The sequence below is a fragment of the Fructobacillus durionis genome (assembly GCF_900112405.1).
Lineage (GTDB): Bacteria > Bacillota > Bacilli > Lactobacillales > Lactobacillaceae > Fructobacillus > Fructobacillus durionis.
The window spans coordinates 14657-29510 of sequence record NZ_FOLI01000005.1; the positions used below are offsets into that span (position 1 = coordinate 14657).

Consider the following 14854-nt stretch of genomic DNA (forward strand, 5'->3'; position numbering starts at 1 on the left):
TTACTTCTTCTGACGATGGGCCAGACCAATTTATCAAAAACAGTTCGGCTCGTGGTAAAATAGGGCTTTAGAAAAGGAGGGCGGTTCATGTCTTTGAAAAGCCAATTGGCCAAGTTCACGGCCCAATCATCGCACTTTATTCTGCACGATATTCTAAAACGAGGTGGTACCTCACTTCCTGGAAAGCTTGCCGTTGCCATCGACCCCGATATTCTATCAGCACTATCCGCTGACTTTGACCTGGTGGTCGTAACCGGAACAAACGGTAAGACGTTGACCACGGCGTTAACCACCCGTATTCTGCGGGCCGGTGGCTACACGGTCATCACGAACCCATCCGGTTCCAACATGGTCCAGGGGATTGCTGGCACTTTGCTAACAACTAAGGTCAAGCCATCCCCAAATGGTAAGAAGCCGGTGGCCGTCTTAGAAGTTGATGAAGCCAACGTTTTGTCACTTTCAAAGGCCATTCAGCCCAAGTACTTCGTCTTGACCAACATCTTCCGCGACCAAATGGATCGTTACGGCGAAATCTATACCACTTATCAAAAGATTGTCGATGGTATTCAGGTTGCCCCCGATGCCAAAGTCATTACCAACGCGGATTCACCAATCTTCGCCCGTGGTGACTTCAAGAACGGACGTCTCTACTATGGTTTTGACAATGTGAAGCATGACGACTACCAGGACTTGAAGGCACCCAACAATACCGACGGTATTTTGAGCCCAACCGACAACTCCGTCCTCCACTACAACTTCATTACCTACGCTAACCTTGGTAAGTACTTCTCAGTTACTGACGACTTCAAGCGTCCAGAGCTAAACACAGCGGTAACGGAAGTATCAGAATTGACACCAAAGTTCTCCCGCTTTTCAATTGATGGCCAGCCGCTGCGAATTGAAATCGGTGGTTTGTACAACATCTACAATGCTTTGGCCGCCTACGCGGTCGGTAAGGCCTTTGATGTTAGCCCAGCCGAAATGAAGGCAGCCTTTGAAGAAAACAAGCAAATCTTTGGTCGCCAGGAATCACTAAAGATTGGTGACAAGGACTTAACCATCCTACTTATCAAGAACCCGGTTGGAACTAACACGGTTATCGACATGATGGAAACAGAAAAGGATCCATTTACCCTGATTACCATGCTAAACGCCAACTACGCCGATGGTATCGATACCTCTTGGATTTGGGACGCCGAGTTTGAACGTCTTCACGATAGCAAGCTAAAAGCCGTTATGACTGGTGGTGAACGTTATAAGGACATCACCGTCCGTTTGAAGATGGCCGACTTTACCATCCAAGAAACCTTCCCAAAGACCGAAGAAATCATTCAGGCCATTGAAAAGGCGCCAACCGATAAGGTTTACCTGGCTGCAACCTACACGGCCATGCTTCAAGTTCGTGCCGTTCTACGCGAAAAGGGCTACATCAAGGAGGAATTCTAATGGCTGACTACACACTTTCTCTTGCCCACCTCTACGGTGACTTAATGAACACCTACGGCGATTATGGCAACATTATTGCCCTCCGCTACTACGCCAAACAAATTGGCGTAACGGTTGATGACCAACTCGTTTCCCTTGGCGATACTTTTGATTCCAAGGCATACGACTTTGCCCTCTTCGGTGGTGGACAGGATTACGAAGAAACCATCGTTGCCCACGATCTCGTTGGTAAAAAAGAGGCCTTAAAGGAATACATCGAAAACGATGGCCCCCTTTTGGCAGTCTGTGGTGGTTACCAACTGCTTGGTCACTACATGGAGATGGCTGATGGTACTCAGGTCGATGGTATTAGCGTCATGGATCACTACACAACCAACATGACGGACGACTCCGTTACAGTTGATAAAGGTGCCCGTTTGACCGGAAACATCGAAATCAAGAACAACGAAACCGGCGAAATTTACCACGGCTTTGAAAACCACCAGGGTCGCACCTTCCTTGGTAAGGGAGAAAAGGCCCTCGGAACCGTTGTTTACGGTAAGGGAAACAACGGTATGGATAAGACCGAAGGCGTGATTTACCACAACGTCTTTGGGACTTACTTCCACGGTCCAATCCTAACCCGTAACGGAAACCTTGCTAAGCGCCTCTTAGCGACCGCACTCGAACGTAAGTATCCTGATGTTAACTGGTCTAATAAGTTAGCTCAGGTGCAAGCTGAGAGTTTCTAAGACGAATATCAAGCAATGACTAAGGTCATTGCTTTTTTAATAGACAAAATCCACATAAAAAGACCGCCATCAAACAATGGCGGTCTTTTATATAATCCTTACTCTGACAAATGGTAGTAGTAAGTTGAAATTGAGATGTTATCAATTGATGACAGCGCTGCACGCAATCGGAAAGATGATTGGTTGTGCAAAACGTTTTGCCAAGGCTTCTTAGGCACGAACTGAGGAATGATAACCGTCACTGAATGGTTCGCCTTCTCAGACTGCTTCGCCACCTTCGAAACGAAGTTAACAACCGGACGAACGATTGAACGATAAGACGTATGGACGTCGACATAACGAACGTCTCCGAAGTCTTCCTTGAACTGAGCCTGAATCTTCGCCTCACGACCTGGATTAACATCCAAGGACACGTGCATGGCCACGACTTTGGTAGCAATTGACTGTGCGTAATCAACGGCTTCCGAAGTCACTCGGGTCAAGTTTGAAACCAAAATAATAGCTGTTGACCCATCATACTCGTGACGGGCAGCCTTCACGTTGTTCACATACTGCAAGCGCAACTGGCGGGCAATGTTCTCGTAGTGTTGGTGAATCTTAAAGAACATGAACATGACGAGTGGCATGATGAAAAGGTATGGCCAAACGTGGTTCAAACGGGTTACGAAGAGCACCACAACCAAGCCGGCAGACATGGCCGCACCAATAAAGTTAATGATGGACTTGGCCCACCAGAAACCTTCTTCATGGCGATTACGGTACCAGTGAATAATCATACCGGACTGTGACAAAGTGAATGGTACGAAAACACCAACAGCATACAAAGGAATCAAGTTGTCAGTCGATCCATGAAAGATAACCGTTAAAATGATGGCTCCAACTGAGAGGGAAAGAATCCCGTTTGAGTAACCCAAACGATCACCCTTGTCCAAGTACAGGTGAGGGAGGTACTTATCCTTCGCTAAGTTAACAGCCAAAACTGGGAAGGCCGAGAACCCAGTATTTGCAGCAACAGCCAAAATCAAGGCCGTTGCTAACTGAACAAGGTAGAAGAAGATGTTCTGTCCACCAAAGGTTTCAGCAGCGATTTGTGACAAAACCGTTGAATGGCTGTTGGGTTGAATACCATACCAATATGACAGGAAGGTAATGCCCAGGAAGAAGAAGGCCAAAATGCCGGCCATCATCGTCAAAGTCGAAGCTGCATGCTTCTCCTTTGGTTCCTTAAAGTTAGGCACAGCGTTTGAAATGGCTTCAACACCAGTCAATGATGATGAACCAGATGACAGTGCACGTAGGAAGAAGACCACCGTCAAGCCGGAGAAGTCCGTACCAACTTTGGCAGCCACGTGCTCAGGAATTGAACCGGTAGCAACCTGGAAGAGTCCCCAAAGAATTGTCAAAGTCATGACAACGATGAAGAAGTAAACGGGAACCATCAAAAAGTTAGCTGATTCACGCAAGCCACGTAGATTCAGGGCCGTCAAAATTAAAATCGTAAAGATTGACAGTGGGACAGCATAGTGTAGCAAAGCTGGAACAGCCGCCGTGATAGCATCGGCCGCGGCTGCCGCAGAAACGGCCACCGTCAGCATGTAATCAACTAGCAGCGACCCACCGGCCACCAAACCAGCCTTAGGTCCCCAATTCGTGCTGGCAACCGTGTAGGCACCACCACCATTAGGGTACGCTCTAATAATTTGACGGTAGGAAAGGACAATTGCCGCCAGCAAAATCAAAATAATAATGGCAATTGGCAACTGTAGCCAAAGGGCCACTGCACCGGCTGCAATCAAAACGGAAGTGATTGATTCCGTTCCATAGGCAACAGATGACAGGGCATCGGATGATAGTAAAGCCAATGCTTTTGACTTGGTCAAAGACTGTCCAGCCTCTTCCGAAGTTTTCAAAGGCTTTCCGATTACAACACGCTTAAGGTTACGAAACATGGTTTCTCTCCAAAAATTTTCTCTTAATAACTTCCTATTCTACCCCTTTTTAAAAAATATACAAAGGGGTTGCAGAACCACGAAATGGTCCCGAAAACAGTAATTGTAGACCTTTTTTCTTAACTTTTCTAGGGTAAATTAGAAATTAGGTAAAGTAAAGAAATGGAATGCGGAAAAGCCAGCTATTTGAAGGGACTTTTCAACAGTTCGATTTACTTTTTTGGGATTCTCTTTGTATGCTAGCGGCACCCTTAATCCAAAGGTCTTTTCTACCCATTGGATTTGACCTATCGTTGGTTGATTTAGCATCCCCGCAACCAACTGAACCTTTAATCCATCTTGCTCTAATTCTTTTTTCAAATCCATCAAAGGCTGACTATCAAAGGAAATTTGACTGATTAAAAAGTCCGCACCGGCTGACTGCCTACTTTCAACCTTCTCAACTGCCGTTGGATCTGCAGGATTAACCGTTGCAGCTAAAGTGACCCTTCCACCTAACTCTTTTCGCAAAGCTCTTAGCAGGTCTTCAACGGTGTAAAAGCCCTGTTCATTAACTCGTTTATCCCCAGATAAAACAAGAAAGTTCTGTAATCCAAGCTTTCTCGTCTTTTCAATGAAGTCCAGCAAGGTATAGGGCGTCACATCCCCCAAACGAAGGTGTACCAAAATCGGCCGTTTTGTTCGTTCCTGAAATTCTTTCGCCAGTATTAGGAGTTCATCAAATTCTGCCTGACTATCCCCCTGGTTGACCAAGGAAAAGAAATCGTATTTTTCTTGGCTCGCAGAAAAACCGTTTTCTAAAATTGTCCCCACCCCTTTTTTAGTTAATTCATTTGAAAGAACCACTTGAGTATTATCTAAGTATGTATCACTTATTTTTTGAATCATCATTTTCCTTTTTATTAAAAAAAGACAAGTAGACCAATTATTATATCTATGCTACAATGTCTTTAAATTGGAGGTAACATTATGTACCAATCACAAGAACATTCAAACGAAGAGTTACAGGCTTTCATTGAAGCACCTGGACGACACATCGTCTTCCTGTCAGCCGACTGGTGTGGTGACTGCCGTGTTATTAAACCATTCGTTCAAGCCATTCGTGAAGAAGTTGAAAAGACAGCCGACTGGATGGATGCCGATCGAGACAAGAACCTCGACTGGGCCAGCCAGTACGGTTTAAAGGGAATTCCAGCTTTCATCCTTTTCCAAGATGGTCAAAAGGTTGATCAAATTGGTCACGGTGAACGAATTACCCCAAAGCAAATTACCGAATGGTATGAAAACACCCTTAAGTAATTCCTATTTTAACAAATAAAAAGTGGATGTCCTCTTAAAGAAGGCATCCACTTTTTTACATTTATTTGATAAAGGCTGCAATTTGGTTAGAAGGAATGGCAAAGCCCATCCCCTCAATGTTTGTATTGTTTGCAGAGGCTGATATCTTTGATGATGAAATACCAATCACCTGACCAGATTCGTTAATCAGTGCTCCACCAGAATTTCCCTGGTTGATTGACGCATCCGTCTGAATAACTGTCACGTTCTTGTAGTTCGTTTGACTATTCGTTAACGTACGCTTTGCCTGGGAAACAATTCCCTTGGTCATTGTTGAAGCATAGGCAGCCCCAAGGGGTGAACCAATAGCCAAAACGCTCTGTCCGGTCGTTACCCTATCCGAATTAGCCAATGTTGCCACAGACTTAAAGGCTGCAGACTTCACACGAATCAAGGCTAAATCCTGACTAGGATCAGACTTCAAGATAGTTGCCGTTGCCTTGTCCCCGTTGGCATCCACCACCTGAATTTCGGCGGACTTTTCAATGACATGGTAGTTGGTGATAATATCCGCCGAACCGTTATGGACACTTAACACAACGCCGGACCCCTGTGAGGCCGTTTGGTAAGAAGAAGTATCCGCGTTCTTATTTTGGGTATCAAAGGCATCCGCACCGTCTTCAAGAGAAGCTGACTTCTGAAGGTTTTGCACCGTTACCACGGCGTTTTTAACCTTGTTATAGGCGCTCTGCGAAGCATCGTTTGATTTATATGCAACGGATGCAATCGTGGCTGTTCCAGATGCGTTCGTGTGTGTCGACTTAGCCAAACGTGACTGGTACCAAGAATTAGGAAGAGTCGAACCGAAGACAACACCGGCACCAACAAAGAGTGCCACAATCACTGCAATTGTTGGCCAGAATTTACTTTTTATAAAATGGATATGCTTACGCATGAAAGTAATCCTTTCAAACTCTCTTACTTAATAAAGAACCCTTTACAGCGGAAGGGTCACACGGAAAATTGTTCCCTTCGGCTTGTTATCTAGTACAGCAATTTTACCATTGTGGGCCTGTACTATCCAATCGGCAATGGAAAGTCCCAAACCGGTTCCACCAGTCTTTCGGTTCCCGGTTTTATCTTCCCGATAAAAACGGTCGAAAATGTGTTTTTTGGCTTCGGCTGAAATACCGCGGCCCGTATCAGCAACCGCAATCACCAAACGCTTCTTCTCGACTTTGGCAGTGACATTAACTGAATCGCCATCGTCTGAATACTTCAGGGCGTTGTCCATCAGCAGAACCATCAACTGGTGAATTCGCTTCCGGTCGATAGCCACTTCCTGTGGCACGTTCACGTCAACCGTTACCTTCTTATCTGATAACGACCCCATTTCGATGTAGGGTGATAAGACTTTCATGAGGAAGGACTTAATATCCGTCTTTTCCTTCTCAATCTTTGTCATGTTCGAACCAGACTTGGCCAGAGTCAACATGTTATTCGTTAACGAATTTAAACGTCTGACTTCCGAAAGGGACAGGATAATCGCTTCCGACTGATCCCGAACCGTGGCAGTCGGTTTGGTCAGCATCGTTTCCAGCTTCCCTTGAATAACAGACATTGGCGTCCGTAATTCGTGGGCAGCGTTATTAACAAAATCTTGCTGTTGCTGCCAGGCACGCAGAATTGGCTTCATTGATTGGCGGGATACGAAGTACGCAAAGAAGAGCGCGAAGATGAAGGCCCAAATAAAGGACCAAATCAAGACATCCTGGAACTTCTTCAAGTTCACAACCGTATCGGTGACGTCCACAAAGACATAACCATAAGAGGCAGACTGAACGCCGTTCTTACCGGGAACCATAACAGTCCCTTTTTTGAACTTAACCGCTTGTATACGCAAATAAGTCTTATTCTTATGAATGGTCTTAGGACTTTCACCCAGATCATCCTTATCAAACTTCAAGGAGAACTTACGGGTCAAAACATTCTTGGAACCACTGGTTACCTGACTTTCGATTTGGTTACCCTTATCATCGAAGTAAAGCATATTACCACGGAATTCCTCCGGGTAGTGGTTCATTGTTACGGACTTAGCGGCTTTCTTACCGGTCGGATCCGCCTCCGTACTATCAGAAGAATCGTCATTGGCTGACTGCTGGTAGTAAGAAACATACTGGTTAATGACACGGTCCGAATTATCGTAAATAGTGAAGGTGTATATCCAAAAAATCACCCCTGCTAAGAAGGTGAAAATAACCATCAACCCTAAGGCCAAAGTCGCAAAATTATCAATTTGTTGTCGTCGGTTAATCAGCTTGGTCATCTGGCACCTCGAGGATAAAGCCGATGTTACGCAAAGTCTTGATTAAACCACCTTGTCCGACTGCCTCGAGCTTACGGCGCAAATTGTTCAAATAGATGTTCACAACGTTGATTGTGGTGTCAGAATCAACACCCCAAACACGGTCGAAAATTTGATCACGCGTAACGATAATGTTCTTGTTTTGACCCAAGTAGGTCAAAATGTCGAATTCCTTACCGACCAACTTAACGGATTGACCATGTACCTGAACACCACGGTTTTCAAGGTTAATTGTTAATTCACCAACCGTAATCGTGTTGTCTTCTGAATACACGCCTGTACGACGCAATAGCGCTTTAACACGAACCAAAAGTTCTTCACGGTGGAATGGCTTCGTCAAATAGTCATCAGCACCAACGTTAAAGCCTTCAATCTTGTCATCCAAAGAAGCCTTGGCTGTCAAAATCAAAACAGGCGTTACGACTTTGGCTTCACGAATGTTTTTAATAATGTCCAAACCAGACTGCCCTGGTAACATGAGGTCGCAAATAATAAGGTCAAATGGTGATTCCTTTGCTTCAAACTCACCATCCAAGCCATCGGTTACTGTCTTTACATCTGCAAAGTCTTCCAGGAAGCCAACGATGTTATCCGCCAAATTTTGATCATCCTCGATCAATAAAATTTTAATTGCCTTTGCCGCCATGTTTGCCTTCCCTTCTAAAAAAGCTACGTGTTCTTGATGCTTTCTAAATTATCAAAAATAGATTAAGGTTAAATTAAACCATTCACTTATGACTAAACGGGTCAGCCACGAATACCAAGCGAAATTTTCAATGCCTTTTCTACTGACTTCATCGTATCATTATTCTCGTCCAAGTGCCCAATTCGATCACGTAATCGTAACTTATCAATCGTTCGTACCTGTTCTCCAAGAATAATAGAATCCTTTTTCATCACACCCAATTCAGCCGGTAAAACAACGTGTGTTGGTAATTTTGCTTTTGAAATTTTCGAAGTAATTGAAGCAATAATCGTTGTCGAAGAGTTCTTATTTCCTCGATCATTTTGAATGATTAAAACCGGTCGTAAACCACTCTGTTCAGAACCAATGCCCTGCTTTAGGTCGGCAAAAAAGACATCCCCTCGCCGGACATTTTCATAATCTGCTGTCATGTTATTCCTCTTGTTTATGTACGGGCCAAGGCCCTTAAAATCTAATCAATATCAACTCGTGGTACTCGTTCAGAAATACCAGTCAATAGTTCGTGTGGGATGGTACGACCAAATGCTGCCAATTCCTCAATGGTAATCTCTTCGTCACCATCTTGACCAAAGAAAGTTACCTTTGTATTAACAGGCAGCTCACCTGGCAAGGAGATAACGATTTGATCCATCGTAATCCGTCCTAAAATCTTTTGCTTCTGACCATTCACAAGAACTGTCGCACCCACTAGGTAACGTTTTAAGCCATCGGCATAACCGATTGGCACGGTCCCAACCCACTGGTCCTCTTGTGCGGTATAAGTAGCCCCGTATGAAAGTGATTCTCCCTTTAACAAAGGATGAACCGACCAAACCCGACCAACTAAAGAAGCAACCGGTTGCAAATCAACTGGGCACTCCCTGGCCGGCAAAGCGGGATTGTACCCGTACAGTACAGAGCCAACTCGAATCGTTTCTGTTGGTAACTCATCTCGATGGAAAAGCGCAGAACCAGAATTAGCAAGGTGCCAAAGACTTTTCGGAATATCTAACCCATCAACCTTGGTCATAAAGTCCGCCAATTGTTGGTCATAGTATCCCTGGTTATCCTCATCGGCCGTTGCAAAGTGGGTCATAACACCGGCTAATTCAAAACGTGAATCGGAGCGAACCAAATCAACCATCGATGCCAGCTCGGCCTTGGTCTTTGCTCCCAAACGTCCCATTCCAGTATCCACAGCCAAATGAACCTTTAAAACCGATTCATTCTTAGATTCTTGCAAGACCTTTTGTGCTCTTAGTAGCCAATCAAAAGAACCTGCTACTGGAGAAAGCCCCTGTTCTGCCATTTCATCGGCCAGCTCAGCCGGTTGAACACCCAATAAAAGAATGTTCACATTTTCTTCTGGCATTCCAGTGCGTACTCGCTCTCCCTCATCGAGGGTCGCCACTGAAAAGTCCTTGACGCTTAAAGCTTCATACAAAGTGCGTGCGGCCCAAACGTCACCATGGCCATAACCATTTGCCTTAATGACGGCAATCAGGCGCTTAGCACCACTATAGTCCATTACGACTTTGGCATTATGAATTAATGCTTTTTTTGAACGAAGAAAAGCCAGCCCACGGCGTGTTAGGGCTTCGTTCTGACTCATCATTTCAATCTATTCTCCCAGCGTTTTTTCTTAATTTTTTCGAACCAAGATAAACGTTCAATCGTTACTATTGTGGAAACGTAATCGCCTGAATGCGTAATCGCCACAGACAAGGCATGCTTTTGCCCCTTCACTCGAATCAGAGGGCGCCCCGAAGGAGCGTTTAGTATCGTAATATCCTGCCAAGAAGCATTTTTACCAATACCGGTTCCCAGAGCCTTTGAATAAGCCTCCTTAGCCGAAAAACGGCCAGCCACAAACTCCAGATAGTGTTTACCTGACCGCTGCTTAGCCACTTCAATTTCAGCTGGCGTTAAAATTGTCGACAAGAAATTAGGCCGTCGCTGCAAAACTGCCTCAATTCGACTAATTGATTCCATGTCGTTTCCAATACCTAATATCATAATTTTATTTTAACAAAAAAGCGTTACATGGGCGAATAAAAGCCCACTGTAACGCTCTTTTTTATCGATTATTTAAAGCTAGATAAACTTTGTTTACTTGGCTTTAAGTTTTGCCAATCCGTTGAAAGGAATCGGTTATTAATCTGATAGTTTGTTTGTGATGAATCACTAGACAAGAATGGGTTCAAATACTGATCCAATTCCAACCAACCACGCCATCCAACGTGAATTGTGTCCTGCATGAAGTAATCTTTTCCACCATCCTTTGAAAGATCAGCAATGTTGTTAAAGCCTTGGCTTTGTAACTGGTACTTAATCTTTTGAACGGATTCTTGATACATATCATTGTTCAAGCCCGTGTACTTTGCCCAACGCTGGTTAACTGGCGTAATCACAAACATTACGTCGGTGTGATTCTTGGCAAAGTTATCAAGGACTGATTGGAAGTAAGCATATTCAACAGACTTCGTGTAATCGTAATCCTTTTGTGCACCCTTCAAAGCCTTCTTTTCAGGCATCACACGGGTTGTATAGAAGGAGTTTTTGATGTGGAAGTCGTTGTTTGTTGTGCCCTTCTTACCTTCCTCATAGCCAAGACGATCCAAAGCATTCTTAGAGTAAATGTTTGGCAAGGACTTTGCGGCTGGCAAGACACGACTCTTGTAGTTTGAGCTGTTTTCACAACGTGAGAACAAGGCGTCTTGACGTGACAAAATCTGGTGCTTGAAGTCCAAGGTTGATAAGTTAGCGGTTGAAAGCTTTTCACCCTTAGATACCTTAGACAAAAGTCGGTGGTAATACGCGTTATTCTTTACAACAGACTTTTCAAGAAGTTGAGAAGCGACAAACTTGTCAGTCTCACTTGGTTGGTTATGCCCGATGTTTCGTAACCAGTCCACCGTTTGCAATGGTGAGTAGAAAAGGTTAAATCCGGCATCGGATCCACTCTTTGTAAACCACTGTGGTGAAACAACATAAACAGCCTTTTTTGTCTTTAAGGTCCCCTGCATTTCTTGCATGTTCAAGAAGTGAACCAGTGAATCAGACCCTGCCTTTCCTAACATAAATGGTTGATAGTTACGCTTGTACTTTTCAGCCAATACGGAAGGATGCAGAGAATCAATACGAGACAATTCAGAAGAACCAAAAAATGGAACATAATTAACTTTTTTATCTGAGAAAGCTGCATTCTTAACAGCTTCTCCCTTCACAACCTGAGTTGAGAAGGAAACAGAAGACTCACGTAAATCATTTTGACTATAGTGAGTCAATGGGAGTGGCAGAAGGAAAACGCATGCTAACAAGACGAAGGCTGCTAACACCGGACCAAAAATCTGCCAAAGTTTTTTCTTGTTAGACATGAGGTTTTATCCCATCAGTGCAGTTACACTAGCCACAATCTTGTTCGTAGTATTCCAGTCGTCACGAGACAATTCTGATACTGGTGCTTGGATGTTAAAGCGTTGTTCCAAAGCCAACAACATTTCAACCGTTGCCATTGAATCCAACAAACCTGATTCAAAAAGGTCTTCATCCATTTGGTTTGACATATCTTCACCAGTTACGTCTTCGATAATTTCTAATACGCCTGCTTTTACGTCCATTTTATTTCTCCTTATTAAACTACTTTAAATAAATAATTAACGATGGAACCAGAAGGTATCCAAGAAGCCACAGAAGACCAAGAAGGTCAACATGACAAAGTGGAAGGTCAAAACGACCGCAAAGCCTTCGGTAAATTTATTATGTGGGATAACTTGCTTGTGCTTGCGCTTAAAGCGAATCCAAGCATCGTTTCCGGCAAGGGCGGCACCGTGCATAAATCCATAAAGGATGTAATACCAAGTTAAGCCGTGCCAGAATCCCATTACCAACATATTAACAAAATATGCGATGGTTGACACTGTGTTTCGGTTCTTAATCCACTTATGCTTCAAGAACAAGAAAACGAAACGCATGAAGACAAAGTCACGGAACCAGAAGGACAGTGACATGTGCCAACGGTTCCAGAATTCCTTGATGTTCTTAGAAGCGTAAGGCTTATTAAAGTTAATTGGTGACCGAATCCCCATCACATATGAAATTGATAGGGCAAAAAGTGAGTAACCAGCGAAATCAAAGAACAGGTACATACCGTATGAGTATGCCACTGGAATCAACCACCATGACAAAATCATACCGTGGTGAGCATCTGACATGGCCATACCTTGGAAGTAGTTATAAGCAATCTCTGCGTAGTGCGCAACGATAAACTTATAAAAGAATCCCAAGAACAGCTTCTTTGTGGCATCCCCCAGTAGGTCGATGTATTCTTCACGCGCTGGTGCGACAGCAGCATCCTTCGCAAACCGTGTATAACGATCAATTGGTCCAGATGACAAGGTTGGCATGAAGAGCATAAAGCGTAAGAACATCACAGGGTGGAAGTCCTTAATTGCTCCATCACGAACCTCAATGATCATCCCAACCGAACGGAAGGTCAAGTAAGAGATTCCTAAGAATCCAAGTAGGGAAAGTTGAGCGTGGAAAATTCCAGCCCCAGACAATCGAACAAGGAAAATCGGAAGAATTGACAAAGCCGTCACAGCATAGAAAACCGAGCTTTGATTATGCTCTTTCCGGTAGCGGACATAGCCCCAACCTAGCAAGAACTGCCAGATTGAATAAATAATTAAGGCAACTCCCTGACCCGCATGGGTCTTATCATCAAAGATCAAGAAGATAAAGGCCAATGAAACCAAGATTTCATAAGCCACAAAGCGCTTTCCAAAATACAGCCCAATTGCCAATGGCACAAGTGCTAAGAGCAGATATACGAAGTAATTCGGATCTGCATAAGGTTGTAAGTTAGGCATTGCCATTCACCTCAGCAATCAAGCCCTTCAAATCAATCTTACCGTTTTGCGTCAAAGGCATCTGTTCACGGTAAACGAAGCGCGTTGGCATCATGTATGGCATGATGCTGTCCTTCAAATCCGTACGGATGGCATTTGTCAGGTCCATTGGCTTTTCAAAGTCGTTTTCCTTTGGAACAATAATTGCTAACATTTGCTTAATATCACCGTTCTTGTCGTAACGAGGAACGGCAGCGGCTTGTTCAACCCACTGTGACTGCGTCAAGTGTTGGGCAACGTCTTCCAATTCAATACGGAAACCGTGCAACTTAATCTGGAAGTCCATACGCCCCTTGTAGTGAAGAAGACCATCAGCATCTTCGAAACACAAGTCCCCAGTCTTGTAACCAGGTTGGCCATCAACTTCAAGGAAGGCTGCAGCAGTCTTTTCAGGGTTGTTCAAGTAACCCTTTGAAACGGCTGGACCAGAAAGAACCAATTCACCAGGTTCATCAGAAGGCAAAACGTTTCCTTCCTTATCCATGATGGTCGCTTTCATGTCTTCCTTCATGTAACCGATTGGCAACTTATCGTACTTGGCCAATACTTCGTCGGTGATTTTCAAGGCAGAAACGGCAACCGTTGCTTCCGTTGGCCCGTAAGTGTTGTAAATCTTTGCTTCAGGGAAGCGTTCGCGGAGCTTCTTTGAAGTAGCAGAAGTCAACACTTCGCCACAGAAGAGGAAGGTCTTCAAGTTTGGATAATTTTCAGCGTTAAAGTCAGGTGACAAAAGCGCTACGTTTGCAAAGGATGGCGTTGAAACCCAACGGTCCAAGTTCATTGCTGGCAAAGCAGCAAAGAGCTGCTTGAAGTCATCAGCAACTTCCTTTGGCAAAGCCTGCATCACGCCACCTGTCAACAAGGCACCGGCCCATGACATAACAGAAACGTCGAATGAGAATGGCGTTTGAGTCAAAATGTTTTGGCCATCGTGCAAGTCAAAGTCAGGGCCAAGCATCCAGTTAATGTATGACAAGGCGTTGGCGTGAGAAATCTGAACACCCTTTGGCTTACCAGTCGTACCTGAAGTAAAGATGATGTAGTAGTTGTCATCCCCAAGAACTGGGTGAGTCAATTCATAAGACTTACCAGCAGTGAAGGCGTCCTTCAAAGCTTGTCCTTCAAAGACAGGAACTGAAGAAATTGCCATTGGCAATTCATCCAAGGCAATTACTGCAGCCGGTTGACCGATTTCCAAAATGTTTTCGATTCGGTCGTTTGTTGAATCCTTATCAACTGGAGCATAAGCATGGCCTGACTTAACAGCAGCCAAAAATGCAGCTACCATTTCAAACTGGTGGCCACCGAAGACCATGATTGGGGCCTTTTCAGTAATCTTTTGCTCGTCTAAAAAGGCTGCCAATGAATCAGAGTAAGCCTTCAATTCGCCGTATGTGTGGGTAACACCCATTTCGTCGTAGGCGATTTGGTCAGGATGTGCGATTGCGTATTGATCAATGTGCTTGTAAATATTTTCAATCATAATGAAT

At 44.3% G+C, this 14854-nt stretch carries 15 protein-coding genes; 3 read left to right on the top strand and 12 right to left on the bottom strand.

Annotated elements, in window-relative coordinates:
- The first annotated feature begins 87 nt into the window (after positions 1-87).
- Both BMZ93_RS04705 and BMZ93_RS04710 read left to right on the top strand, forming a co-directional pair.
- Complete coding sequence (locus BMZ93_RS04705) at positions 88-1446, top strand: Mur ligase family protein (RefSeq protein ID WP_091502670.1); 1359 nt, start codon at positions 88-90, stop codon at positions 1444-1446.
- Complete coding sequence (locus BMZ93_RS04710) at positions 1446-2177, top strand: type 1 glutamine amidotransferase (protein WP_091502672.1); 732 nt, start codon at positions 1446-1448, stop codon at positions 2175-2177. Before BMZ93_RS04705 ends, BMZ93_RS04710 begins: the two co-directional genes overlap by 1 nt.
- Before the next feature lie 98 nt (positions 2178-2275).
- On the opposite strand, the gene BMZ93_RS04715 is transcribed toward BMZ93_RS04710, so the two are convergent.
- Both BMZ93_RS04715 and BMZ93_RS04720 read right to left on the bottom strand, forming a co-directional pair.
- Positions 2276-4126, bottom strand: coding sequence for an APC family permease (locus tag BMZ93_RS04715; RefSeq protein WP_091502674.1), 1851 nt, complete (start codon positions 4124-4126; stop codon positions 2276-2278).
- 138 nt (positions 4127-4264) lie between these two features.
- Positions 4265-5017, bottom strand: a complete 753-nt coding sequence (locus BMZ93_RS04720; protein ID WP_091502676.1) for a methylenetetrahydrofolate reductase — start codon at positions 5015-5017, stop codon at positions 4265-4267.
- Positions 5018-5095: 78 nt separating this feature from the next.
- On the opposite strand from BMZ93_RS04720, the gene BMZ93_RS04725 reads away from it, so the two are divergent.
- A complete protein-coding gene (locus tag BMZ93_RS04725) occupies positions 5096-5425 on the top strand; it encodes a thioredoxin family protein (protein WP_091502678.1) in 330 nt (109 codons plus the stop codon).
- Positions 5426-5486: 61 nt separating this feature from the next.
- Here the strand turns inward: BMZ93_RS04725 and BMZ93_RS04730 are convergent, their stop codons facing one another.
- The 10 genes from BMZ93_RS04730 to dltA form a co-directional block, all read right to left on the bottom strand.
- Positions 5487-6359, bottom strand: coding sequence for a S1C family serine protease (locus BMZ93_RS04730; RefSeq protein WP_091502680.1), 873 nt, complete (start codon positions 6357-6359; stop codon positions 5487-5489).
- 42 nt (positions 6360-6401) lie between these two features.
- A complete protein-coding gene (locus BMZ93_RS04735) occupies positions 6402-7730 on the bottom strand; it encodes a sensor histidine kinase (protein ID WP_091502682.1) in 1329 nt (442 codons plus the stop codon).
- Positions 7714-8415 carry a response regulator transcription factor gene (locus tag BMZ93_RS04740; protein ID WP_091502685.1) on the bottom strand — a complete coding sequence of 234 codons (702 nt, stop codon included), beginning with the start codon at positions 8413-8415 and terminating at the stop codon, positions 7714-7716. Before BMZ93_RS04740 ends, BMZ93_RS04735 begins: the two co-directional genes overlap by 17 nt.
- A gap of 101 nt (positions 8416-8516) precedes the next feature.
- Positions 8517-8885 (bottom strand): type II toxin-antitoxin system PemK/MazF family toxin, encoded by a 369-nt coding sequence (locus BMZ93_RS04745; protein ID WP_091502687.1) that lies wholly within the window; start codon positions 8883-8885, stop codon positions 8517-8519.
- 41 nt (positions 8886-8926) lie between these two features.
- The gene (alr, locus tag BMZ93_RS04750; protein WP_091502689.1) at positions 8927-10069 is read right to left on the bottom strand and encodes an alanine racemase; all 1143 of its coding nucleotides are present in this window, start codon (positions 10067-10069) and stop codon (positions 8927-8929) included.
- A complete protein-coding gene (gene acpS, locus BMZ93_RS04755; protein ID WP_091502691.1) occupies positions 10066-10470 on the bottom strand; it encodes a holo-ACP synthase in 405 nt (134 codons plus the stop codon). The genes alr and acpS overlap by 4 nt, the downstream gene beginning before the upstream one ends.
- Positions 10471-10538: 68 nt before the next feature.
- Positions 10539-11831 (bottom strand): D-alanyl-lipoteichoic acid biosynthesis protein DltD, encoded by a 1293-nt coding sequence (gene dltD, locus BMZ93_RS04760; RefSeq protein WP_091502693.1) that lies wholly within the window; start codon positions 11829-11831, stop codon positions 10539-10541.
- 6 nt (positions 11832-11837) lie between these two features.
- Positions 11838-12074, bottom strand: coding sequence for a D-alanine--poly(phosphoribitol) ligase subunit DltC (gene dltC / locus BMZ93_RS04765; RefSeq protein WP_091502695.1), 237 nt, complete (start codon positions 12072-12074; stop codon positions 11838-11840).
- A gap of 36 nt (positions 12075-12110) precedes the next feature.
- Complete coding sequence (gene dltB / locus BMZ93_RS04770; protein WP_091502697.1) at positions 12111-13325, bottom strand: D-alanyl-lipoteichoic acid biosynthesis protein DltB; 1215 nt, start codon at positions 13323-13325, stop codon at positions 12111-12113.
- Entirely contained in the window at positions 13318-14847 is a 1530-nt protein-coding gene (dltA, locus tag BMZ93_RS04775) for a D-alanine--poly(phosphoribitol) ligase subunit DltA (RefSeq protein WP_091502698.1), read from the bottom strand. Before dltA ends, dltB begins: the two co-directional genes overlap by 8 nt.
- Positions 14848-14854 lie beyond the last annotated feature (7 nt).

What these genes read in the sequence shown, in the direction of transcription:
- BMZ93_RS04715 (WP_091502674.1), bottom strand. Translation starts at nt 4,126, where the DNA reads ATGTTTCGTAACCTTAAGCGTGTTGTAATCGGAAAGCCTTTGAAAACT.
- alr (WP_091502689.1), bottom strand. Translation starts at nt 10,069, where the DNA reads ATGATGAGTCAGAACGAAGCCCTAACACGCCGTGGGCTGGCTTTTCTT.
- BMZ93_RS04745 (WP_091502687.1), bottom strand. Translation starts at nt 8,885, where the DNA reads ATGACAGCAGATTATGAAAATGTCCGGCGAGGGGATGTCTTTTTTGCC.
- BMZ93_RS04710 (WP_091502672.1), top strand. Translation starts at nt 1,446, where the DNA reads ATGGCTGACTACACACTTTCTCTTGCCCACCTCTACGGTGACTTAATG.
- BMZ93_RS04720 (WP_091502676.1), bottom strand. Translation starts at nt 5,017, where the DNA reads ATGATGATTCAAAAAATAAGTGATACATACTTAGATAATACTCAAGTG.
- BMZ93_RS04740 (WP_091502685.1), bottom strand. Translation starts at nt 8,415, where the DNA reads ATGGCGGCAAAGGCAATTAAAATTTTATTGATCGAGGATGATCAAAAT.
- dltC (WP_091502695.1), bottom strand. Translation starts at nt 12,074, where the DNA reads ATGGACGTAAAAGCAGGCGTATTAGAAATTATCGAAGACGTAACTGGT.
- dltD (WP_091502693.1), bottom strand. Translation starts at nt 11,831, where the DNA reads ATGTCTAACAAGAAAAAACTTTGGCAGATTTTTGGTCCGGTGTTAGCA.
- BMZ93_RS04730 (WP_091502680.1), bottom strand. Translation starts at nt 6,359, where the DNA reads ATGCGTAAGCATATCCATTTTATAAAAAGTAAATTCTGGCCAACAATT.
- dltB (WP_091502697.1), bottom strand. Translation starts at nt 13,325, where the DNA reads ATGCCTAACTTACAACCTTATGCAGATCCGAATTACTTCGTATATCTG.
- acpS (WP_091502691.1), bottom strand. Translation starts at nt 10,470, where the DNA reads ATGATATTAGGTATTGGAAACGACATGGAATCAATTAGTCGAATTGAG.
- BMZ93_RS04725 (WP_091502678.1), top strand. Translation starts at nt 5,096, where the DNA reads ATGTACCAATCACAAGAACATTCAAACGAAGAGTTACAGGCTTTCATT.
- BMZ93_RS04735 (WP_091502682.1), bottom strand. Translation starts at nt 7,730, where the DNA reads ATGACCAAGCTGATTAACCGACGACAACAAATTGATAATTTTGCGACT.
- BMZ93_RS04705 (WP_091502670.1), top strand. Translation starts at nt 88, where the DNA reads ATGTCTTTGAAAAGCCAATTGGCCAAGTTCACGGCCCAATCATCGCAC.
- dltA (WP_091502698.1), bottom strand. Translation starts at nt 14,847, where the DNA reads ATGATTGAAAATATTTACAAGCACATTGATCAATACGCAATCGCACAT.